Raw genomic sequence first — 21,853 nt, 5'->3', positions numbered from 1 at the left:
ACTGGATCTGCCGTGCGCTTCATCAATCCGTACCCGTACGGTCACCCTCCGCGGAACGAGGACCTGCAGAGCGCGTTGACGGCGGCGGTCCGGGGCAAGATTGTCGACGGCGGCGACCGCGTCTTCGCCGAGCTCGGCCGGACGGCGCTGAAGGCCCTTGGACCGGCGCTCGAGATCTGTGAGGACAAGCCTTACTTCGACGAGCTCGGCCGCGCGCCGCGCGGGCTGCCGCAACTCGGGATCGTGCTCGCGGCGGAGGGCGGGCCGGTGGGCCGGGTGGACCTCTACCCGGAGAACCGTTCGATCTACTGGCGCGGGCTCGACTGGAAGCAGTGGTGCGGCTGGGCCGAGCTGAGCGTTCCGCGCGCGTTGCTCGAGTGGCTCGCCGCGCACGGCGTACCGGAGCCGCTCGAGGACGTGACGCGCTGGAGCAGCGAGGAGGGCGAGCGCGCGCGGCGTGAATGGCGCAAGGCGATCCCGCCGAACCTCAAGGGCCCCTGGTGCGCCTCGGCAGATCGCCTCCTGGACCCCTGGCACATCCTGGAGGCGGCGGCGTGGATCGATCGGGCCGGCGCGAACATGCGCAAGGCCAGAGGGCTCCTGGAATGGTACGGGGCTGGGTCGGGGCCGTTCGCGCGCCGGCCCGATTACGAGCTCCTCCCACGGCTCCTGCTCGGCCGCTTCCGCGGCGAGGGTCTCCAGCGCGCGCTCCAGTCCCAGCCGAGCGACCAGGCGCTCGCGGGCGCTGGGCGCGATTTCCTGGATGCCGGGCCGCTCCCCCCGGGCGCCCGCGCCCGGCTCGATCCGCTCGACGGGAAGCTCCGCGAGGCGATCATCGACGCGGTACGGCGACTCGCGTCCGGCGAGGACGCGGATCTGCTCCGCGAGCGGCTCTTCCCGGCGCCGTTCGTCCCGCCGGAGCACACCGCGCTGGTCGGCGCCTCGAGCACGCTGCACCTGCGCCGCCCGGTGGCCGCCGGCGACGCGGTGATTGCGATGGATTTCCAGGACATCGTGCGCCTCGAAGGCGGCGCGCGCACCGTCCTCGGCAAGCTCCTTGGCGACGCCGTCCTTGCGGTCCGGGGCAGCCGGTTGCTCGTGGGCAAGGGCGGCGGCGTGCAGGAGCTCGACGCGCGGGGGAACGTCGTGGCCGTGCACCCCGCCGCGACCCCCGAGCAGACGGCCGCGGCGCGCGCCATCACCGCGACCTGGTCCGCGCCGGCCGCGGCGCCGGCCCTGGGCGAGCCGCTCGGCCCCACGCCCGAGGAGCGCGAGGCGTTCGAGGCGCTCGCGCACCTCGGGCTCGGCGCGCCGCCCTCGGCGCGGGCCGTGGGGCGCGATCACCTCGAGGCGGGCGGGCGCGCGATCGTCCGCCGCGGCGAGGCGGGCGCGCCCCCCCGGCGGATCCCGCTGCCCGGGCGCGCCGTGCTGCACGCCTTCTCGGCGTCTCACCTCGTGCTCGCGCTGGACGCCGGCGACGCCTGCCGGATCGCGTGGGTGGAGGAGGAGAGCGACGCGCTGCGCCTGTCGCCGCCGCTCCGGATCGCCCCGCGCGCGCTCCGCTTCCTGCTCGCCACGGGCGACGCCGCGCTGCTCGGCGTCGACCTGAACGCCGGCGAGGTCGTGCTGCGCGTCGGCATCGAGCGCGCCGGCGGCGAGCAACCCGAGCGACCCTGAGCGCTTCCCTGCCCCAATTCGCCCTTCGACGAACGAGGAGCTAGGCCGCCGGGAGTGCGCTCGCATACGCTCTCCTCCAATTCGCCATGATCTACCCTCGCCCTGGCCTACATTTCCCGCTCGCTGCCTCCGCGCTCTTCGCCGCGCTCCAGACGCTCGCCGGGTGCGCCGCGTCCGATCCGCCGCCTGACGAGGTGCTGCGCAGCGCCTTTCCCGACCAGGTCGCGGCCGTCCTGAGCGTGGGTCCGGGGTTCCTCCGGAGAGGCGGCGGGCTCGAGCGCGCCGCGGCCGCGCGCCACGGCGGCCTCGCGGTGAGCCTGCCCGGTGAAGGGAGCGAGGCGATCGTCTTCGAGTTCGCGGGGGGCGCGACGCTCCGGGTCCGCGAGGTGGGGGCCGGAGGCGAGGCGATGCTCGCGGAGCGCGCGGTGGTCTACCGGCGCGCGGGCGGGTCCTCGTTCTGGACGGCGACGCCGGACGGGGTCGAGGAGTGGCTGCTGCTCGACGCGGAGGCGGTGCGGCGCGACGCGCCCGTGGCCGCGTGGGAGGTCGAGGGCGGCGCGCTGGCGGCGCGGGACGGGGCGATCGAGATCGCCGACGCGGCGGGGGTGCTGCGGCTCCGCGTGACGGCGCCGGCGGCGTACGCGGCCGGCGGGCGCGAGGTCGACGCGCGGCTCGCGGCGCGCGGGGCGCGGATCGAGCTGTTCGTCGACGCGGAGGGCGAGCTGGTGCTCGTCGATCCGGTGTGGGTGCCCGCGGGGAGCATGGGGGTCGGCCGCCGCCGTCACGCGATGGCGGAGCTCGGGACCCGCCTGCTCGTGGCGGGTGGGTTCAACCAGGAGTCCGCCGAGCTCCGCACGGTGGAGATCTACGATCCGACCGACGGTACGTGGTCGCCCCCCGCGGAGCCGGGCAACCAGATGAAGACGCCGCGCGCCGAGCACGCGCTCGCCGCGCTCCACGACGGGCGCCTCCTCGCCGTGGGCGGGGACAGCGGTCCCATGGGCTCCACGTACGAGCTGTACGATCCGGAAGACAACACGTGGGGGCCGGAATCCCCGCCCGCCATGGGCGTGCTCGCGCCGCTCTACCAGCAAACGATGACCGTGCTCCCGGCAGAGCACGCGATCACCGCCGGAGATGTCCTGATCGTCGGGGGCACGTCCAATCTGAACGACTACGCACCGCTGCCCTACGTCTTCCGCTTCTTCGAGAGCACCGATACGATGACGAGGGGTCCTGACCTCGAGATCGCCCGCACCATGCACGCGGCCACGCGGCTCGCGACGGGCGAGATCCTTGTCACCGGCGGCCACAACAACCAGCTCGGGCTCCGGAGCACCGAGCTGTACGATCCGGCGACCAACACCTGGGCACCGGGGCCGATGATGCGCAGCGAGCGCTACCAGCACACGGCGACGCTGCTCCAGGACGGGGACGTCCTCCTGGTCGGGCATTCCTCCGGGGCAGAGATCTACACGCCGGGAGCGCCGGGCCCGGGGGCCTTCAGCGAGGCCGGGAGCTTCGAGAACTCCAAGCGATTCCGGCACTCGGCGACGCGGCTCCCGAACGGCTGCGTGCTCGTCGCAGGCGGGCGGCTGAACAGGATCAGCTTCGCCGACACGTGGCTCTACGACCCGGTCACGAGGGGATGGACCGGCGCGCGGCCGCTCATCGCGGCTCGCTCGTTCCACACGGCGACGCTCCTCGATGACGGCTCGGTCCTGATCACGGGCGGGGAATACCGGGATTCTGGCGATACACAGAAGGTACACGCGACGTCCGAGCGGTACGTCCTCGGCCAGGCCGGCGAGGCGTGCGGGGCCGGCTGCGAGTGCCAGACCGGGTTCTGCGTGGACGGTGTCTGCTGCGACACGGCGTGCGAGGGCGCCTGCGACGCCTGCGCCGAGGCGGCCGGCGCGAGCGCCGACGGCACGTGCTCGCCCGTGACGGGTCGCGCCTGCGACGACGGCAACGACTGCACGAGCGACGACGCCTGCGACGCGGGCACCTGCGCGGGCGAGGCCGACGACGCCGCGACCTGCGACGACGGGAACGACTGCACGCGCGACGCCTGCAGCGGGGGCGAGTGCGTCAGCACGCCCGACGACACCGCGGCCTGCGAGGGACGGGGTCTCTGCACCATCAGCTCCTGCCGGGGGGGAGCCTGCGTCGTCGAGGCGATCACCTGCGAGGCCACGGACGAGTGCCACACCGACGGCGTCTGCGACGAGGCGACCGGCGCGTGCGTGCCCGAGGCGAAGGCGAAGGGGGCGCTGTGCGAAGGCGATGGCGTGTGCTTCGCCGGAGTCTGCCTCCACACCCCGCCGGAGGCGTCGTCGTCGTCCGGGGGAGGCGCGGGGCCCACGGACAGCGCGGGCAGCGGGGGCTCAGGCCCCGTGGCCGACGAGGAACGAGGCTGCAGCTGCACGGCCGCCGGCGCGGCGGCGCCGGGCGGCGGCCCTGCTGCCGCGCTGTTCATCGCGGCGGCAGCGGCTTTGCGTACCTCACGACGGCGCCGTTGGCCTGCTTCGGCGAGCCCTCGTTGATCCAGTAGACAGCGCTGGCATCGACCGCGATCGCCCCCGGGCTGCGCTGCCCCTCGGCGAGCGTGAGCGGCGACTCCCCGCCCCCCGCGCCGACCGGCGCGGCGTCCCGGGGCAGCCGGCTCACGGTGCCCCTGAGCCGGTGGGTCCAGTATACCCAGCGCTCATCGAGCGCGATGCCGTACAAGCCCTCGTTCTCGTGGTCTTGAAAAATCACCTCGGGGCTGTTGCCATTCACCGCGCCCCGCACGACCTCCCCTCCGAAGCTCACCCAGAACACCTCCGTCGGGTCCTTGGCGTCGAGCGCGATGCTGTGGGGCTTCCGCTGCCGGCTGCCCACCTCCACGGGCACCGTGGCGCCGGTCTTCAGGCAAGAGACCGAGCCGCTTGCGTCCGTTCCGTCGTCCTCACCGAGGTCGGTCCAGCACACGACGCTGTTCGCCGCCGCGACGTGGTAGGCGGAGACGGCGTCGGCGTGCCACATCTCCTCCATCGGCCTATCCAGCGCCGCGCGGCCCACGCGGCCGAGCGCCTTGTGGCCGGGCGCCGCAGCCCCGCGGAGCTGCGTCCAGAACAGGTACGCGCCGCGCGCCGCGAGCCCCTCCAGGGCGCCTGAAGGCCCCAGCGGCTCGAGGCGCTGCGCGTCGAGCAGGGGGGCGGTGTCGTCGACCTCGAGGCTCCGCTCCATCAGCGCCGTCATCGCCCCGCCGGCGCCGCGGTTCGTCCAGAGGACGCGGCGGCCCGCGGGGTCGAGCGCGACCTGACGCGGCACCGCCTGCCGCTGCGCGAGCGTCACCGGCGCGCCGCCCCCGAGCGGGACCCGCTTCACGGCGCCGTCGGCGGGGCCGTCGAGCGAGCCCTGCTCGGTCCAGAACACGGCCTTGTCGCTCAGCGCGAGCGACCCCGGGCTGCGCTGCCGCGCCGCCAGGACGACCGGCCGGCGCTCGTCGACACTGCAGATCGGGTCGCCGATCCGCTTGAGCGGGCAGGCCGCGGTGACGGGAGACGTGACAACGCCGAACCCGGCGAGCCGCCCGGGCTCGTCCGGCAAACAGAGCGCCTTCGGGAGCTCGATCCGATCGCCGCTCCTGCGCCAGCCGAGGTCGCTCTCCGCGTCGAGCGGCACGAAGCACCCCCAAGCGCCGCAGGCGCCGTCTCCCTCGGTCGCGATCGCGACGTTCACGTCGCCGCTCGCCGCGATGGTGCATGCCACAGGATCGAGGCCCGCGGCCGGGACCACGTCGCGGAAGCAGCTCGCCGCGTCGAAGCAGGCGCGGTGCAGGACATCCTGTTCCACGTAGTCGGGCAGGTGCGCCGAGCTCACGCGGTGGTCCCTACACTCGCCGGCAAAGCACGTCTGGCCTTCCGGACACCTGTCCGGAGCGCCGGGTGGACTGGCCTCGTCCTCGCTGCACAGGAAATGGAGCGGCACCCAGAGCGTCGCCACCCGGTGCTCGGGGACGGTCGTGATCACCGCGTGCTCCACGCGGCGCTGACCGGGCAGGATCGCCCGCACGCGGATGCTGATCTCCCGGCCGGGATCCTCGGAGACCGTCAGCCCCTGTGTCGCGGGCAGACTGACGCCCTCCGGGCCGAGCAGGAAGCGAGCGTTGGAGAGGGGGGGGACCGGCTTGCCGTCGGACAGGACCAGTAGCTCGAAGTGTTCGAGGTCCTTGGGAACGGCCATGTCGGTCTGGATGGCGACGATGAGCTCCCCCGTGACGGGCGCCGAGCACGCCGCCTGGGTCACCGCGAGCGCCGCCGTGGCCGCCGTGGGCCAGCCGGGCGCCCTCACCACCGGCCTCCGAACGCGGTGGGGCGCGTGGGGCCGAGGGTGCCCTCGATCGGCGGGGCCGGCGAGGGCTGGAGCAGGAGGACGCCGCCGACGACGACGACGCCCGCCGCGACGACGAGGGCGCCGCCCGTGAGCCACACCCACGTCCGCGGACCACTCGCGACCGGCGTCAGGCCGACGCGGAGCCGGCTCAGCTCGTCGTCCTGGATCACGATCTCCGACTCATACGGTATCATCCCCGGCGCCGTGACCCGCAGCGCATGGCGGCCGCTCGGCACGGTGCCGTCCCACCGCTCCTGCCCCAGGAGCTCGCCGTCGAGCGCGATGCGGGCGCCCGGCGGCGCGATCACGGAGAGCTTGCCGGCGTGGACCCGCGGCTCCAGCTGGATCTGCACCACCACCTCGGCGCCGGGCGCCACGCGCTCCACCCGGACATGCTCCTTGAAGCCCGGCTTGTCGACGCGGATGCGCCGTGTCCCGGAGTCGACGATCACCTTGCCCGAGAGCGGCGTCTTCCCGGCCGCCGCGTCGTCGATCGTCACCTCCGCGCCCGCCTCGCTCACCGCGATGTCCAGGTGCCCGACAAGGGTTCTGGCGCCCCGCTCGAGGGCGTCGATCGTCGCCCAGTCCTGCGGGGTCAAAGCGCCGCGGTCCTCCCGCCTCAGCCGCTCGACGAGCGTGAGCACGTGGCTGTACCGGTGCATCCTGTTCTTGCAGACGGCCATGTTCCAGAGGAGGCGCACGTCCTTCGAGAGCGCGTAGGCGTGCTCGAACTTGGTGAACGCGTTGGCGAAGTCGCCATTGCCGAAGAGGCTCTTCCCCAGCTCGTAATCGGCCTTGGCCGCGCCGGTCAGCACCTCGGCGAGCGGCGCCGCGGCGGGCGCAGCAGGGGGCGCGGCCTGCTGCGCTGCCGCTCCGCGGGCCGTGGTCAGCGTCAGGAGGACGATCGCGGCCGCGGGCCGCATCGCCGGCATGCGTAAGCGCATCGATACCTCGTCTGGAGAGGGTGCCGCCGGTCGAAGACCGGTCATGCCTATCTCATTTGAGAGGAATCGCGAAGGGGTTCGTGGGCTCGACGGGCGGCGGCGTTCTCGGCGGCGCGGCCGGCGGCGGCGAGCTCGGCACCGCCGCCGGCCGCCGGCGCGGCGGCGCCTTCGCGGGGCGCTCCTCCGCATCGACCGGAGCGGCCGACGGCTGCGGCGGCGCGGCCGGCGCCGGCTCGCGCGCCGTCGCCGGCGGCTCCGACGCGATGAGCGGGCCCGCCGGGTCGCCGGCCACGCCTGGCTGCGCACGCTGCGGCGCCCCATCGTCCTGCGCGATCGCCGCGCTCGACAGCCGCGCCTCGTCCACCGGCGCTCCGCGGCGCAGCGCGATCGCGGCCGCCAGCGCGAGCGAGGCCATCGCGGCCGCTCCGAGCGCCACCATCAAGGTCCGGCGCCGCGCTGGCATCGCGGAGGTCCGCGCGAGCCCCCGCGTCGTGGGCGGCAAGGTCTCCATCGGCCCCGGCTCGGCGCTCGACAGGGTGTCCAGCTCGGGGCCCGCCGCGGGCGCGCTGGGCCGAGGCGTCGGCGGCGCGCCGAGGATCCGCGCAGCGCACTCCGCGCGCTCCATCGCGCCCGCGGGCGCGAAGGGAGCGAGCGCGTGCGCCAGATCGGCCACGGTGGGCCACCGCTGCGCGGGATCCTTCTCGAGGCAGCGGAGGATCGCGGCCTCGAGCGCCGGGGGGATGTCGCTCCGGAGCTCGGTGGGCCGGACCGGGTCCGCGCTCGCGACCTGCAGGACGAGCTCGGCGAGCGCCGAGGCCTCGAACGGCGGCCGCCCCGTGAGCAGCCGGTAGAGGATCGCGCCGAGCGCCCAGATGTCGGAGCGGGCGTCGACCGAGCGCGACGAGCGCATCTGCTCGGGCGACATGTAGATGGGCGAGCCGAGCATCTCCCGCGTCTGCGTCAGCGACGCGCCGCCGCTCTCGCTGCCGCCCGGCAGCTCCTTCGAGATCCCGAAGTCGAGCACCTTGATGAGCTTCGCCCCGCCAGGCGTCGTCGTGAGGAAGAGGTTCGCCGGCTTGAGATCGCGGTGCACGATGCCCGCGTTGTGCGCCTCGGCCATCGCCACGCAGACCTGCAGGACGTAGTCGGCCGCGTCCAGGGTGCTGAGCGGCCCGCGCTCGCGGAGCACCTCGGAGAGATCTTCGCCGTCCAGATACTCCATCACGATGTACGGGACACCCGAGTCGAGCTCGCCGACATCGAGCACCCGCACGACGTGCTCGCCCTTGAGGCGAACCACCGCGCGCGCCTCGCGGAGAAACCGCTGCGCGAGCGCCGGGCTCCCGTCCTCGTCGCTCAGGAGGAGCTTGATCGCGACCCGCTGCGGCAAGAACAGGTGGCTCGCCGCGACCACAATCCCCATGCCGCCGCGGCCCAGGACGCGATCGACCCGGTACTTGCCGGCGATCACCTCTCCTTCGACGACGGGTGCATTCATGAGAGCTCCGCGCAGCGCGCTCTGGCACGGGGGCAGCCGCCACCCGAATCTGCTGTGGGCGATGGTAGCACACGAGCTCGTGGCGCAGCGACCTGTGTCCACGAGCCTCGGCGGAGCGCGATACGATGCGACGATGACGCTCTCACCTCGACACATCTCCAGGGCGGTGGGCTCGCTCGCCCTGCTCGTTCAAGCCGCGTGCGGCGGCACGGTGATCATGGACGGCGGCGGGGGCGGCGCGGGCGGCGCGGGCGGCGCGGGCGGCCCGGGCGGCCCGGGCTCGACGACCACCTCCTCCGCCGCCCCTTCGCCGACGACCGCCCCTTCGCCGACGACCGCCCCTTCGCCGACGACCTCCGGCAGCCCCGCGACGCAGGTGAGCGCGGTCGTCTATGGCGACGCGACCGTGACCTTCCGCATCGCCAGCCTGCCCCTGTCCTGCCGCGATCCCGAAGCGCGCCCCGCGTTCTCGCCCTGCAGCGACTGGTGGGCTCTGGAGCTCAGCATGCCCGCGTCGATGCTCGCCGTCGGCGAGGTGGATACGGCGAGCGACGATTTCAGGATCTTCGAGACGTCATCCAGCGCGCATTGCGGCGGCACCGGGGGCGTCACCGGGGGCGTCGGCGCGGGCTTCGGCAGGCTCACCATCACGGCGATCGAGCCGACGTCGGTCGCCTTCGAGCTCTCCGACGTGGGCCCCCTGTTTCCCGGCCAGGACCCGAACGGCCGCCACGTCGCGGCCCGCTGCGCCGCGCGCTAGCGCGCGGGACGCGAGGTCGCCGGAGGACCTCGGTCACATTTCCAGATCCATCCGCGACCTGACACGTCGACGGGTCCACTCGACGTTGACGAAGCGGCGCCCACCCGTCCCCGGGCGCGTGGACTTCGTCCGTCCGGAGCCCCGGGAGAAAGCCCATGTCCATTCGCACCTGGTTTCGCACGGCCCGCGTCCGCCACGGACTCGCCGCCAGCGCCGTCGTCCTCGCCGCCGGTAGCCTCGTCCTCGCCCGATCCGCCGCCTCTGACCCGGGCCCCTCGAGCGCGTTCACCGCGGTCGCCTCGAGCGGATCGAACAGCGCCTCCTTCTCGGGGCCCGGCGCTCACGGCACCTTCGCCCTCAGCCACACTAGGGTGCTCAGCGGCGGCGAACAGCGCGTGTTCGCCGAGCTGATCGTCGAGGCCGACCCCGTCGAGCAGGCCAGGGAGCGCGCGCCGCTCTCGATCGTGATCGTCCTCGACACCTCGGGATCCATGGCCGGCGAGAAGCTCGATCAGGCCAAGCGATCGGCCGTCCAGCTCCTCCGCGACCTGCGCGACGACGACGAGATCGCCTTCGTCCGCTACTCGAGCGACAGCGAGCTCCTCCAGCCGCTCGCCCGCGCCGGCCGCGTCCGGGCCGACCTGATCGCCCGGGTCCTGGAGCTCGAGTCGAGCGGCGGAACCAACATCGCGCCCGCGCTCGCCAAGGGCGTGCTCGCCCTCGCCGACGCCGGCAAGGGCCGCGTGCGCCGCGTGATCCTGGCGAGCGATGGCCTCGACGGCACGCGAGCCCAGAGCGAGCAGGTCGCCCGGGAGAGCGCCGGGCGCGGGATCACCACCTCGTCCATGGGGATCGGCCTCGATTTCGACGAGGCGTACATGGGCGCGGTCGCCCAGGCGGGCCGCGGCAACTTCGCCTTCGTCAAGGACGCCTCGGCCCTCGCCACCTTCCTCCAGCGCGAGCTCAAGGAGACGGCCGCCACGACGATCGAGAGCGCGTCGGCCCGCGTGAAGCTCCCGGCCGGCGTCCGCCTCGTCCGCGCCTCCGGCGCCGACGCGAGGCCCCTCGCCTCCGGCGCCGAGGTCGAGCTCGCGCTCGGCTCGCTCTTCTCCGGCGACGAGCGTCGCGTGATCCTCGAGCTCGCGGCCTCGCTCGACAGCGACGTGACCCGGGCCGTGGAGGCGCAGGTGAGCTGGAGCCGGGTCGGCGGCGACGCCGTACAGGCCCGGATCGCCGGGCTCCCCCTGACCGGCTCGACCTCCGCCGAGGCCGTCGAGGCGGGCAAGGACCTCGCGGTCCTCGCCGACGCCATGAGCGTCGTCGCCTCGCGCCGTCAGCTCGAGGCCGCCGACGCCTACCAGCAGGGCGACGTCGGGCGGGCCCAGCGCCTCATCGATGAGAGCATGAACGAGCTCAGCGCCGTCGCCGCCGCCGCGCCGGCGGCCGCGGCGGCCCCGCTCCGGAAGCAGCTGATGGAGTACAAGGCAACGCAGAAGGAGTTCCTCTCCGCCCCACCCGCGAGCACCGCCGGGAAGGCGGCGGCCAAGCGCGCGGTCGAGAAGGACATCTCCAACCTGTCGAGGCGCTGACGATGCTCCGCAAGGTCGCCTTCGTCGCCGCCGCCGCGCTCTCGCTCGGGCTCGCCTCGCTCGCGCTCCGGCTCGGCCCTGTCCCGGGCTCGCTGCTGCTCGTGGCCGCCGCCGTCCTCCTCGCCGTCGCGGCGAGCGGGGCGCTCGCCTCGCTCGCCGTCGCCGGGGGCGCGCTCGGGGCGCTGGCGTTCGGCGTCCTCGGCGCGACGTCCCCGGCGGCGGCCGGCGCCGCGCTCGCCGGCCTTTGCTTTGCGGAGCGCTCGGTCCGGGTGCGGGGCAGGCGCGCCCGCCTGCTGCACGTCGGGACCGCGCTCTCCGGCGGCGCCCTGGCCGGCTCGCTCACCGCCGCCTTCGGCGCGGGGTCGCTCGCGCTCCGCGGGGTCGCGCTCGTGGTGTCCGCGGTGCTCGTCGCGCTCCCCTTCCTCATCGACGCCGACGACCCGGTGGCCCACGCCCTCGACGGCGCCGCCGGCGAGATCACGGGCCCCGCGCGCGCGTCGCTCCGCGAGGGCGCGGAGCTCCGCCGGACGGTCGCGGACGAGGAGCTGCTCGATGGCAGGGCGGCGCGCCAGGCCCGGGCGACCTGGGCGTCGCTGCTGCGCCTCGCCGAGGCGCGGGCGAGGCTCGAGCGCACGCTCGCGGTGGGCCGCGCCGCGAAGGAGCGAGAGGCGAGCCCGGGGGAGCCTCCGCCGGCCGGCGAGGGGGCCGCGGGGACGCCGGCCGAGGCGGTGATCGGCAAGGTGGACGCGCGGATCGCCGATCACGTCGCCGCGCTGACGCGGGCCTACACGGCGGTGAGCGCCGCGCAGGCCGCGGAGGCGAGCCTGGACGACGCGGCGCTCGTCGGGGTGGAGGCGATGGGCGATTCGCTCGAGCAGGTGAGCAAGACGATGGTCGAGGAGGTCTGATGTTCTCGTGTCGCTACGGCCGACAAACCGCGCAGCCTTCCGCGCTCGCGCATCCCGCTTCGCCCTGTCGCACGAACTCGCAAACGCCAGGGTCGCACGTGGTCAGATCATGCCAGCGGCCGTCCTCGCAGCGCATGGAACCGCTGAAGGTATTGCATGCGGTTGCGCCTTCCACCGCGCACGGCGTCTCCGGACGGGCCAGGTGGTCCACGGTGGCCTGGGTCACGACGCGCATCGCGAACTCCGCCGTGCTGGGCAGCGTCGCGGCGCCGACCGCGCCGAGCTGCAGTTTGCAGGTTCCGGTCTGGAGAACCTTGACCGGGATCTCGTGGTCGACGCTCGCGTCCCAGGCGAGCTCTCCCTCTGGGCCCGTACAGATGGAAGGCGTGGCCGTCACCGCGTGCACCGGCAACGACTCACAGGGCACCCCCTCCTTCAAGGCCGTGGCGGTGGGCAGGCGCACCGTCCAGCCAGGGCCCACCGTGCTCGGCCAGATGCGCTGCGTGAACGCGTGCACCGCGGTGACATCGCTCGCGCCGTAGCTCTGAATGCGGCCGCGAAAGCCGGGAAGCACGCCAGACACGAGCTCGACCGCGCCCCCCTCGAGCGGCGCCGTCCACGAGCAATTCAGACGCGAGCCCGAGCCGCCCACCGAACACGTCACGCCATCGCCCTGCACCAGGCCCGGCAACAGACCATCCAGCGGCTTGCCCCCGCCTTGCGGCACCGCATCGAACCTCAGCGTCTTGCCCGGCGACACCCGTAGCGGCGCCTGCGCTTCCGCGCAGCTCGATCGCACCTCGATCGCATCCACCGCGACCACCTCCACCTTCAGCTCCGTCTCGCGCTCCGCATCGCTGAAGCGGGCCTTCACGCGCACGTTCGCGGTGCCCGCCGCCAACCCCTGCACCACCAGGTGCGCCGTATCCCAATACAGGCCCTCCGGCGCTTCTCCTTCCTCTGCAAAGCGCAACACCGACGGTTCATCGATCGCCAGCTCCAGCACCTCCTCTACCGACTCCGTGCTGCAGAAATTCACCTTCCCCCCGCCGATACAACCATCCACGAGCCACAGATTCGCGAAGCTCTGCTCCGCCAGCGCGTTCTGCGGCCCTTGCAACCGCGCGTCCTCGTCGGACGTCGCGCAGCCCGTCAAGGCAGCCGCTCCGAGCGCGGCCCCCAGCACCGAGGCACTCCATTGCAACCGCGGACCCATCGTGTCACCAGCCGATCTATCATTCATCGCGTTCATCAAAACCATGGTTCAGCAAAGCCCGCGCCAGGCGCGGCGCTCGCCGCTCAGCCAGCTCTGGGGGCAGAGTGTGAACGTTGCGTCACGTGAAGGGCGCTGTGCGCGTCAGGCTCGAGGCAGACGCGCGTTCCGCGCCGATAGCTCGCCGTGCCACACTGGCCGGCCATGGACATCACGAACCTCATCGCGCTGGGCGCGCTGGTCGCCGGGCTGGCCCTCGGCGTCGTCGTCACCCGCGGCCTGCACGCCAACCCACGGAAGCGGTTCTGGAACGCCCCGCTGGGCCCCACCCGCTACCGGCGCGCCAACTTCCCGCTGGGAGGCACCCTCGCCGGCCTGGTCGCCCTCGCCCTCTGGGCCTCGGGTCACCCCGACGGCGCGCTGATCGCCGCGGGCGCAGGCCTGGGCATGGCCGCCGGCGCCATCGGCGTGGGCCTCGCCGACCCGCTTCGCTGAATCAGGGCCACGCCAAGCGGGCAAACGCAGCGAGGAATTCCTCTCCACCTAGCCGTGGAGAGCCGCCTGCTCGCCGCGCAGGAAGGCCAGCGCCGCGCGGGCGAACGGCTGCTTCCACTCGCCGAAGATGGGCCCGTGTCCGCCGTTCGGCACGAGCCACAGGCAGGAGCGCGGGATGGCGCGGTACATTTCCAGGGCGATCTCGGCCGGATAGAGGGGATCGCGGTCGCCGCTCACGATCATCGTCCGCGCGGTGATGGTCGACAGGTGAGGGGGCGTGAAGCTCATGTCGTCGTGGCTGTCGGCGAAGCGCCGCGGCTGACGCCACAGCGCCCGGATCTGCGCCTCGCCGAGCTTGTGGCGGGCCCGCATCTCCTCCCATTCCGCCTCCGATCGGCCCTCGTCGGAGACCTGCCGCATGATCGCCCTGGCCTGCTCGGGGAAGTACGGAGTCGCGGACACGAGGACCATCGACTCGACGCGCTCCGGCTGCTGCGTGGCCAGGTGCAGGAGCGACTTGGCGCCGAAGCTGAGGCCGATGGCCCGGAACGCCTTCACCCCCAGGTGGTCGAGGAGGGCGAAGACGTCGAGGGCACACTGGCGAAGGGTGATGGTTCCAGCCGGGTTGGTCGACCGGCCGTGCCCCCGCAGGTCGGGGACGATGACCCGGTGATCGCGCCCCAGCTCCACGAGATCGAACACGTGCGCCCAGTCGCCGCCCGCCCCGGTGAAGCCGTGAAGCAGCACGAGCGGCGGCCCCTCGCCGCGAAGCTCGTAATACATGTCGATGCCGTTGACGGACGCGGTCCGCCCGAGGTCCTGCGCTGTCTCCATTCGCTCCTCCGATCGCTCGGCCGCGGCCAATCCACAGCCGGATGCACACGAGCGATAGGCGAAGCGCTTCACTCTTGATAGCTGTGCCCTTCTCGCATAAAATGCGACTCGCTTGATGAGGGGACGGCCAGCTGGCGCGCATCACTGAGCGGGTGTTCAGGAAACGCGGTCCAGGCAGCCTCCGGCCGGAACGAAGCGCGCGAGGCGCGCTCGTCAGCTGCCGAGAAAGTGGCGCAGGAAATCGTCGGTCTCGCGAATGATGCGCGGAATCGACGCCACGAGCTCGTGGCCATCGTCCACCTCGATGAGCCGGACATGCCGCTTCCCTGCCGCGAAGGTCCGCGAGAGCTCGATGTCCACCACCTCGTCGTTCCGGCCGTGGACGATCAGCGTCGGTATCCGCACGTCGGGCCAGCCGCCCGAGCGGTCATCCACCTCGGCCGCGTCGAGGGCGAAGCCGAAGTCCACCCGGGCTCGCCGCTTCTCGGCGTAATCGTCGACCTCGAGCCACCCCCGCTCCTTCCACGCCTGAAAGCCCTCCTCGCCGAGCCGCTGCCGCCATCGCTCCATGATCCGGAACGCCGGCGCGAGCAGCACAAGCGCGCACACCCGCGCGTCCTCCTCGGCGACGCGGCACGCGGTGAGGCCCCCGAGGCTCGAGCCCATCACCACGGCCCGCTCGCGCTCTCCGCCGAGCGCCTGCTTCACGGCGTCGATCATCGCGCCGAGGCGCAGGCGCTCGAACGACGGTACCCGCAGGTCGAGCCGCTCGACGACGACCCCGCGCCGCTCGAAGTGCGCGGCGATCCGGACGCCCTTGGTCGAGCCCGGGCCCGAGGCGAAGCCGTGCAGGTAGAGCCAGCGCGGGCCGGCGGCGGGGGGCGGTGTCGTGGTCATCAAGGTGCGGGAGAGCCTAGGACGGGCGCGCGGCGAGCGGCAAGCCGCGCTGCCGCTCTCGCGCTCGCCCCGCCGGGCGGGCGCGTCAGATCCGCGGCAGGTCGCGTGCACGCCTTCCGCTCCGGCAGGTCGATGCGGTATGACGCGCCGAAGAGACGCCATGATCCGCCCCGCCACCGCCGCCGATATCCCCACCATCGCCCGCCTCATCCGGATGCTCGCCGAGGTCGAGCGGCTCGCGCACGAGGTCGTCTTCGACGAAAAAGAGCTCGAAGCGCACCTCTTCGGCCCGAGGCCCGCCGCGGAGGTCGTCCTGGCCGAGGCGGAGGGGGTCGCGGTCGGATTCGCCCTCTTCTTCCAGAGCTTCTCCACCTTCGTCGGCAAGCCGGGGATCTACCTCGAAGACCTCTTCGTGCTCCCCGAGCACCGCGGAGGAGGCCACGGCAAGGCCCTCCTCGTGCACCTGGCGAGGCTCGCGGTCGAGCGCGGCTGCGGGCGGTTCGAGTGGTCCGTGCTCGACTGGAACGAGCCCGCCATCGGCTTCTACCGCAAGCTCGGCGCCAAACCCATGGACGACTGGACCGTCTACCGTCTCACCGGCGAGGCGCTCGCCCGGCTCGCCCAGGGATGAAGAGCTCGCCCCCGCCCGGCTCCGCGGGTGAGCGCCGCTCGCCTGGGGTGCTGCTCGTGGAGACGCAGCCGAGCAACACCGGCTGCTGCCAACGCAGCAGCGGCCGCGGGTCCTCGCATGGATCGCGGCCTGATCGCGCTCGCGCGAGCTCCACGGGCCCCGTGGCGCGGGCGTTGCTTCAGCGGCGCGTGTTGATGTCGGTGGCGCGGCTCCCGGGCTCGGTCGCGACATGCGCTGTTGCTCATCGAGCGTGAGCGTGAGTCCACACTGCCCATCGAGGATCGCCGGCGGCGTCGAATGTCTTCAAACCACATGACCGGGCTCGGCGTGCTGCGCCACCGGAGCTTCGCGCTCTACCTCGCGGCGAGGCTGCTCTCCGCGGTCGCGGTGCAGATGCAGAGCGTCGCGATCGGCTGGCAGGTCTACGCGCTGACCGGCGACGTCTTCGATCTCGGCCTCATCGGCCTCGCCCAGTTCGCGCCGTTCTTCGCCCTGATCCTCCCCTCCGGGCAGGCGGCGGACCGGTTCGACCGGCGCCGCATCATCACGGTCGGCCTCGGCGCGGAGCTGCTCTGCTCGCTGCTGCTGCTCGCGTTCACCGTGTCGGGCCTGAAGGCGGTGTGGCCCGTGTTCGCGGTGCTCGTGCTGTTCGGCAGCGCGCGCGCCTTCATGATGCCGGCCCAGCAGGCGATCCTGATGAACCTGGTGCCGGCCGAGAGCTTCAGCAAGGCGGTCGCGCTCAGCTCGTCGAGCTTCCACGTCGCGGTCATCATCGGGCCGACGCTGGGCGGGCTCCTCTACCTCGCCGGGTCGACGATCGTGTACGTGATCGTCGCGGCGCTGCTCCTCGTCTCTCTCGTCCTCATGGGCCTCGTGCGGGCGACCCAGCAGGCCAGGCGGTCCGAGCCGGCGTCGCTCAGCGCGGTGCTGGAGGGGCTGCGCTTCGTGTGGTCGAGGCCGGTGGTGCTCGGCGCGATATCGCTCGATCTGTTCGCGGTGCTGTTCGGCGGCGCGGTCGCGCTCCTGCCAGCGTACGCGCGCGACGTGCTCCAGGCCGGCCCGACCGGCCTCGGCATGCTCCGCACGGCGCCGGCCGTGGGCGCCGCGCTCACCGCGGGCGTCCTCGCCTTCCGGCCGATCACGCGACACGTCGGCCGCTGGATGTTCGGCGGCGTCGCGGTGTTCGGGCTCGCCACGATCGGCCTCGGGCAGACGCGGAGCCTCACCGTCGCGCTCATCGCCCTGTTCCTCGTCGGCGCAGGCGACATGGTGAGCGTCTATATCCGCCACATCCTCGTGCAGTTCGAGACGCCGGACGCGATCCGCGGGCGGGTGAGCGCGGTCAACGCGGTGTTCATCGGCGCCTCCAACGAGCTCGGAGAGTTCGAGTCCGGCCTCACCGCCGGCTGGCTCGGCCTGCTCCCCGCCATCCTCCTCGGCGGCAGCGCCACCCTCGTGGTCGCGGCGCTGTGGGCGCTCGGCTTCCCCGTGCTGAGCCGCATGGACCGCTTCCCGCACGCGAGGCGAGATCACGAGGAGAGCCCCGCCAAGACCGAGACGCCGGAGACCGCCGCCGCGACGTAAGGGGCCGCCCGCGGCGCGCCGTCGCGGGCGGCGCCGAAAGCGGGCGCTACTCGGCGCGGAGCGCCTCGATCGGATCGAGCCGCGCGGCGCGCCAGGCCGGGTAGAAGCCGAACACCACGCCGATCGTGACCGAGAGGCCGAGGCCGAGGACGATCGACCAGACCTCCACATGGAAGGCCCAGCGGCCGACCATCTGCGCGAGCACCGCGCCGGCGAGCCACGACAGCGCCACGCCCGAGAGCACGCCGAGCACGCCCCCGAGCAGCGAGACGGCCGCCGCCTCGCACAGGAACTGCAGCAGGATCGCGCGGGGCGAGGCGCCGACCGCGCGGCGAACGCCGATCTCCCGCGTCCGCTCGGTCACGGTCACGAGCATGATGTTCATGATGTTGATGCCCCCGACCACCAGGGCGACGACGCCGGTGCTGAGCAGCAGCATCTTGATGATGTCGAGGACGAGCAGCTCCTGAGCGTGGCTGCCCTTGTCCTCGATCCTGAAGTTCTTGACCCCGTGATGGCGGCGCAGGAGCGTCGCGTCGATGACGCCGCGGAGCGCGGCGAGCGGCAACTGGACGGCCGCGAGCGGATCTTGCCGCACGTAGATGCGATCTGTGTGGTGCGCCGGCGAGTACAGCGCGTCGAAGGTCGTCTCCGGGACGAGGACCTTGCGGTTCCAGATGTTCGTGTCGTCCGTGGAGCCGAGGATCGGCCGGTCCTTGAGCACGCCGACGACCGTCCACAGGTGGCCGTCGGCCGCCATGTGGAGCGGCTCCGCCTGCGCCGCCCGCGCGGGAGGGCCGCCGAAGAGCTCGGCCCAGACCTCGTGGCCGACGACGCACACGCGCCGCCGCGCCGCGAGATCCGCCTCGACGAGGAACCGGCCCGCCGCGAGGTCGAGGTCGTAGAGCGCGGGCGCCGCCGGCGCCGCGCTGACGAGGGTGACGCGCTTCTTCTTGGGGCCGACGCGGGCCTCGGTCGCGCGCACCGACTCGCTCAGGGCAGAGGCGCCGCCGAGGGCGCGCGACGCGGCGAGCGCGCGGGCGTCGTCCCGCGAGAGATCGCGCCGGGTGCGCCGCCGATCCTTGACGCTCACCTCGGCGGCGTGGACCTGGATGAGGTCGGCCTCCACGGCCTGCTGGCTCGCCCGGAGGAGCGCCTCCTCGCCGCCCGCGAGGAGCGAGGCGAGCAGCACGATCGAGCCGGTGCCGATGATGATGCCGAGCAGCGTGAGCGCGGCGCGGGTGCGGTCGGCCACGACGGCGCGCGTCGAGTGGAGGAGGTCGCCGAGCCTCATCGCCGCATCGCCGCCACCGGGTCGAGCCGGCCCGCGCGCCGCGCCGGCAACCACCCGAAGACCACGCCCACCCCGGAGGAGACGAGCAGCGCCGCGATCACCGCCGACGTCGAGACCGCGCCGACCCAGCCCGGCGTGAAGCGGCGGATGACCGACGAGGCGAGCTCGGCCGCGAGCGCGCCGCCGGCGACCCCGAGCAGGCCGCCGCAGCCGGAGAGCAGCGCCGCCTCGCACAGGAACTGCGCGCTGATGTCGCGCGGCGCCGCCCCGAGCGCCTTGCGGATGCCGATCTCGCGGACGCGCTCGGAGACGCTGACGAGCATCATGTTCATCACGCCCACGCCGCCGATGAGCAGCGCGACGCCCGCGATGAGGCCGACGATCGCCTTCATCGTGGCGAACATCGCCTCGAATTTCTCCATGATGGTGCTGAAATCGAGGAGGGTGAAGTCGTCGACCCCGTGGTGGCGGTCGATGAGGAGCGCGTTGACGATGCGCTTCACCGGGTCGTTGTTGCGGACATCATCGGTCTTGATGACGAGGAGCGCCGAGGTGCTCACGTCCTTCTCGACGTCCGCCGCGGTGTCGATCGGCGCGACGAGCAGGTCGTCCCAGCTGAAGCCGAAGCTGACGCCCACCCGCTCGCTCGCGGCCAGCACGCCGATGATGCGGCAGCGCAGGGACCCGACCGTGACCCACCGGCCGATCGGGTCGCCCCGCCAGAGCCGCGCGGCGAGCTTCGAGCCGGCGACGCAGACCGGGGCGCGGCGGCGGTCCTCCTCGTCGGAGAACGCGCGGCCGCGGGCGACCGGCATCCGGAAGGCGTCGAGGAAGCCGCTGTCGGCCGCGACGAGATCGGTGCGGTCCTCGATGCCCTCGTCGGAGGTCACGTCGCGCGAGCCGAGCATGGCGTACATGGCGTGCTCGGCGACGTGGGGGACGCCGCGCGCGAGCCGGTCGCGGTCCTTGCGGGTGAAGCCGGTGACGTACATCGTCTTCTTCCGCTCGGCGCGCGCCGGCTCCTTCGGGGCGACGAGGAGGAGCCGTGCCCCGCCGAGCTGCTCGATGCCGCGGCTCAGCGTGAGCAGGCCGCCCTCGGCGAGCGAGGTCATGAGGACGATGGCGAAGGCGCCAAGGGTGATGCTGAGAACGGTAAGGAGCGACCGCAGCTTGTGCGCCGAGAGCGCCTTCGCGGCGATCGCGAGGTAGACGGCCCACCTCACATCTTTGTCTCGTTCTCGGCCGCCGAGGGCGGGTTGATGAGCACGCGGGCCCCCTCCGGGACGCCGTTCACGATCTCGACCTCGCGGTCGTTTCGCGCGCCGAGCGCGACCTCGACCTGCTCGGTGGTCTGCTCGCCGTCGGGCCCGTCGACGACGCGCGTCACGAGCTGCTTGCCGCCCTCGTCGGAGACGGCCTCGATCGGCAGGGAGACCACGCCCGGCCTGCTGTCGAGCCGGATGCGCACGTCGGCGGTCATGCCGGGCCTGATGAGGCCGTCGACGTGGGAGAGCTCGGCCTCGACAGGGAAGACGTCGACCTCGCGCCCCTCGAGCTTCACCGAGGCGGGCGCGATCTTTGTGACCCTGGCCGCGTACGTCTTGCCGGGCAGGGCGTCGAGCGTCAGGGTCGCGGGCTGGCCGAGCGCGACCTTGGCCACGTCGATCTGGTTGAGGTCCACCTTGACCACGAGCGTCGAGAGGTCGGCCACGGTGAGCAGCGCCTTGCCGTTGAAGGTCGACTCCACCCCCGGCGTGACGACCTCGCCGGGCTCGATGTTGCGCTGGATCACCGTGCCGTCGAGGGGCGAGTAGATCTTCGTGTACCGGAGCCGGTCCTTCGCGGCGCTCAGCGCGACCTCGGCGAGCCGGACGGCGATGGTCTTCTCGGCGAGCTCGTGCCTGGCCGTGTCGAGCTCCTCCGAGGCGATGACGCTGCCCTCGACGCCGGCGGTCCGCCGCGCGACGACGCGCTTCGCGTAGCCCGCGGCGGCCCGGGCCTGGGCGAGCTCGGCCTCGGCGCGGGCGACCTCGCGCTCGCTGTCGATCGGGTCGAGCACGAGCAGGAGCTGGTCCTTGGCGACCCGGGCGCCCTCGTCGGCGAGCACCTCGGCGACCTGGCCCGCGACCTTGGATTTGACCTCGACCTTCTCGCGGGCCTCGATGCGCCCTGTCTCGAGGATCTCGACGGCGAGGTCGCCGCGCCTGGCGGTCACGACGAGCGCGGGGTCGATGTGCGGGGGGCCGCCGCGGGTCATCGCGACGACGGCGGCGCCCGTTCCGGCGAGCGCCAGGGCGCCGGCGAGCCACGGCCAGAGGCGCCACCGCCGCCGCCGGGCGCTCACGAGGCGCCTCCAGGAGGCGGCGACGACGGTCCAGGAACCGACGACCCTGGTCCAGGAACCGACGACGCTCGTCCAGGAGGCGGCGCTGGGACGTCCGCGCGCCGGCCGCGCGGGCCGGTGTCCTCGACGATGGCGCCGTCCCGGAAGGTGACGACGCGGGTGGCGTAGTCGGCGATCGAGGGGTCGTGGGTGACGACGATGACGGTCATGCCCTGGGCGTGCAGGGCGCAGAAGAGCTCCATGACCTGCCGGCTCGTGGCGGAGTCGAGCGCGCCCGTCGGTTCGTCCGCGAGGAGCAGCGGCGGCTCGTTGACGATGGCGCGGGCGATGGCGACGCGCTGCTGCTGGCCGCCGGACAGCTGGTTCGGCAGGTGGCGCGCCCGATCCTCGAGCGCGACGCGCGCGAGGGCGCGCTCGGCCCGCGCCCGGCGCTCGGCCGGACGGACGCCGGCGTAGACCATGGGCAGCTCGACGTTCGCGAGGGCGCTGTCGCGCGGCAGGAGGTTGAACGACTGGAAGACGAACCCGATATTGCGGTTGCGGAGCCGCGCGAGCTCGACCTCGTCGAGCTCCCCGACGGGCTCGTCGTCGAGGAGGTACCGGCCGGCGGTGGGGCGGTCGAGCGTGCCGATGACGTTCAGGGCCGTCGATTTGCCCGACCCCGAGGCGCCCATGATCGCGATCATCTCGCCCCGGGAGAGCTCCAGGGAGACGCCGCGGAGCGCTTGCACCTCCACCTCGCCCATCCAGTAGATCTTGGTGATCGCCTCGAGCTTCACGAGTGGAGACATGAGGGTTCTCGGCC

General features: G+C 73.2%; 18 protein-coding genes. 8 read left to right on the top strand and 10 right to left on the bottom strand.

What is annotated here, in order from left to right; translation table 11 throughout:
* Positions 1 to 12: 12 nt before the first annotated feature.
* Entirely contained in the window at positions 13 to 1,677 is a 1,665-nt protein-coding gene (locus WMF28_RS05425; protein WP_437600996.1) for a hypothetical protein, read from the top strand.
* Between the two features lie 86 nt (positions 1,678 to 1,763).
* Positions 1,764 to 4,223, top strand: a complete 2,460-nt coding sequence (locus WMF28_RS05420; protein WP_437600995.1) for a kelch repeat-containing protein — start codon at positions 1,764 to 1,766, stop codon at positions 4,221 to 4,223.
* Here the strand turns inward: WMF28_RS05420 and WMF28_RS05415 are convergent.
* From WMF28_RS05415 to WMF28_RS05405, 3 genes are read right to left on the bottom strand one after another with little or no spacing between them, the layout of a single operon-like run.
* Positions 4,153 to 6,015: a hypothetical protein gene (locus tag WMF28_RS05415; protein WP_437600994.1), complete on the bottom strand. Its 1,863-nt coding sequence runs from the start codon at positions 6,013 to 6,015 to the stop codon at positions 4,153 to 4,155. The two genes, WMF28_RS05420 and WMF28_RS05415, sit on opposite strands and share 71 nt — an antisense overlap.
* Complete coding sequence (locus tag WMF28_RS05410) at positions 6,012 to 7,001, bottom strand: PEGA domain-containing protein (protein WP_437600993.1); 990 nt, start codon at positions 6,999 to 7,001, stop codon at positions 6,012 to 6,014. Before WMF28_RS05410 ends, WMF28_RS05415 begins: the two co-directional genes overlap by 4 nt.
* Positions 7,002 to 7,053: 52 nt before the next feature.
* Positions 7,054 to 8,499 carry a serine/threonine-protein kinase gene (locus WMF28_RS05405; protein WP_437600992.1) on the bottom strand — a complete coding sequence of 482 codons (1,446 nt, stop codon included), beginning with the start codon at positions 8,497 to 8,499 and terminating at the stop codon, positions 7,054 to 7,056.
* 133 nt (positions 8,500 to 8,632) lie between these two features.
* Here WMF28_RS05405 and WMF28_RS05400 point away from each other — a divergent pair, with 133 nt between their 5' ends.
* The 3 genes from WMF28_RS05400 (at position 8,633) to WMF28_RS05390 (ending at position 11,756) form a co-directional block, all read left to right on the top strand.
* A complete protein-coding gene (locus WMF28_RS05400; protein WP_437600991.1) occupies positions 8,633 to 9,259 on the top strand; it encodes a hypothetical protein in 627 nt (208 codons plus the stop codon).
* A 395-nt stretch (positions 9,260 to 9,654) separates the two neighbouring features.
* Entirely contained in the window at positions 9,655 to 10,848 is a 1,194-nt protein-coding gene (locus WMF28_RS05395) for a vWA domain-containing protein (protein WP_437600990.1), read from the top strand.
* Between the two features lie 2 nt (positions 10,849 to 10,850).
* Positions 10,851 to 11,756 carry a hypothetical protein gene (locus WMF28_RS05390; protein ID WP_437600988.1) on the top strand — a complete coding sequence of 302 codons (906 nt, stop codon included), beginning with the start codon at positions 10,851 to 10,853 and terminating at the stop codon, positions 11,754 to 11,756.
* A gap of 13 nt (positions 11,757 to 11,769) precedes the next feature.
* Here the strand turns inward: WMF28_RS05390 and WMF28_RS05385 are convergent, their stop codons facing one another.
* Entirely contained in the window at positions 11,770 to 13,017 is a 1,248-nt protein-coding gene (locus tag WMF28_RS05385) for a hypothetical protein (RefSeq protein WP_437600987.1), read from the bottom strand.
* A gap of 156 nt (positions 13,018 to 13,173) precedes the next feature.
* Here WMF28_RS05385 and WMF28_RS05380 point away from each other — a divergent pair, with 156 nt between their 5' ends.
* Positions 13,174 to 13,464, top strand: a complete 291-nt coding sequence (locus WMF28_RS05380) for a hypothetical protein (protein ID WP_437600986.1) — start codon at positions 13,174 to 13,176, stop codon at positions 13,462 to 13,464.
* A 48-nt stretch (positions 13,465 to 13,512) separates the two neighbouring features.
* On the opposite strand, the gene WMF28_RS05375 is transcribed toward WMF28_RS05380, so the two are convergent.
* Positions 13,513 to 14,298 carry an alpha/beta fold hydrolase gene (locus WMF28_RS05375; RefSeq protein ID WP_437600985.1) on the bottom strand — a complete coding sequence of 262 codons (786 nt, stop codon included), beginning with the start codon at positions 14,296 to 14,298 and terminating at the stop codon, positions 13,513 to 13,515.
* A 213-nt stretch (positions 14,299 to 14,511) separates the two neighbouring features.
* Positions 14,512 to 15,195 carry a YqiA/YcfP family alpha/beta fold hydrolase gene (locus tag WMF28_RS05370; protein ID WP_437600984.1) on the bottom strand — a complete coding sequence of 228 codons (684 nt, stop codon included), beginning with the start codon at positions 15,193 to 15,195 and terminating at the stop codon, positions 14,512 to 14,514.
* Between the two features lie 160 nt (positions 15,196 to 15,355).
* Here WMF28_RS05370 and WMF28_RS05365 point away from each other — a divergent pair, with 160 nt between their 5' ends.
* Both WMF28_RS05365 and WMF28_RS05360 read left to right on the top strand, forming a co-directional pair.
* The gene (locus WMF28_RS05365) at positions 15,356 to 15,826 is read left to right on the top strand and encodes an N-acetyltransferase family protein (protein ID WP_437600983.1); all 471 of its coding nucleotides are present in this window, start codon (positions 15,356 to 15,358) and stop codon (positions 15,824 to 15,826) included.
* A gap of 297 nt (positions 15,827 to 16,123) precedes the next feature.
* Positions 16,124 to 17,410: an MFS transporter gene (locus WMF28_RS05360; RefSeq protein WP_437600982.1), complete on the top strand. Its 1,287-nt coding sequence runs from the start codon at positions 16,124 to 16,126 to the stop codon at positions 17,408 to 17,410.
* Between the two features lie 46 nt (positions 17,411 to 17,456).
* On the opposite strand, the gene WMF28_RS05355 is transcribed toward WMF28_RS05360, so the two are convergent.
* Genes WMF28_RS05355 through WMF28_RS05340 form a run of 4 tightly spaced genes read right to left on the bottom strand, consistent with a single transcriptional unit; the run spans position 17,457 to position 21,839 of the window.
* A complete protein-coding gene (locus tag WMF28_RS05355) occupies positions 17,457 to 18,704 on the bottom strand; it encodes an ABC transporter permease (protein ID WP_437600981.1) in 1,248 nt (415 codons plus the stop codon).
* Positions 18,701 to 19,927 carry an ABC transporter permease gene (locus WMF28_RS05350; RefSeq protein ID WP_437600980.1) on the bottom strand — a complete coding sequence of 409 codons (1,227 nt, stop codon included), beginning with the start codon at positions 19,925 to 19,927 and terminating at the stop codon, positions 18,701 to 18,703. The genes WMF28_RS05355 and WMF28_RS05350 overlap by 4 nt, the downstream gene beginning before the upstream one ends.
* Entirely contained in the window at positions 19,924 to 21,048 is a 1,125-nt protein-coding gene (locus WMF28_RS05345; protein WP_437600979.1) for an efflux RND transporter periplasmic adaptor subunit, read from the bottom strand. Before WMF28_RS05345 ends, WMF28_RS05350 begins: the two co-directional genes overlap by 4 nt.
* Positions 21,045 to 21,839 carry an ABC transporter ATP-binding protein gene (locus tag WMF28_RS05340; RefSeq protein WP_437600977.1) on the bottom strand — a complete coding sequence of 265 codons (795 nt, stop codon included), beginning with the start codon at positions 21,837 to 21,839 and terminating at the stop codon, positions 21,045 to 21,047. Before WMF28_RS05340 ends, WMF28_RS05345 begins: the two co-directional genes overlap by 4 nt.
* Positions 21,840 to 21,853: the final 14 nt, after the last annotated feature.

This window comes from Sorangium sp. So ce590 (assembly GCF_051521365.1).
Taxonomy (GTDB): Bacteria; Myxococcota_A; Polyangia; order Polyangiales; family Polyangiaceae; genus Sorangium.
This window is presented reverse-complemented; position numbering and strand designations above follow the sequence as displayed.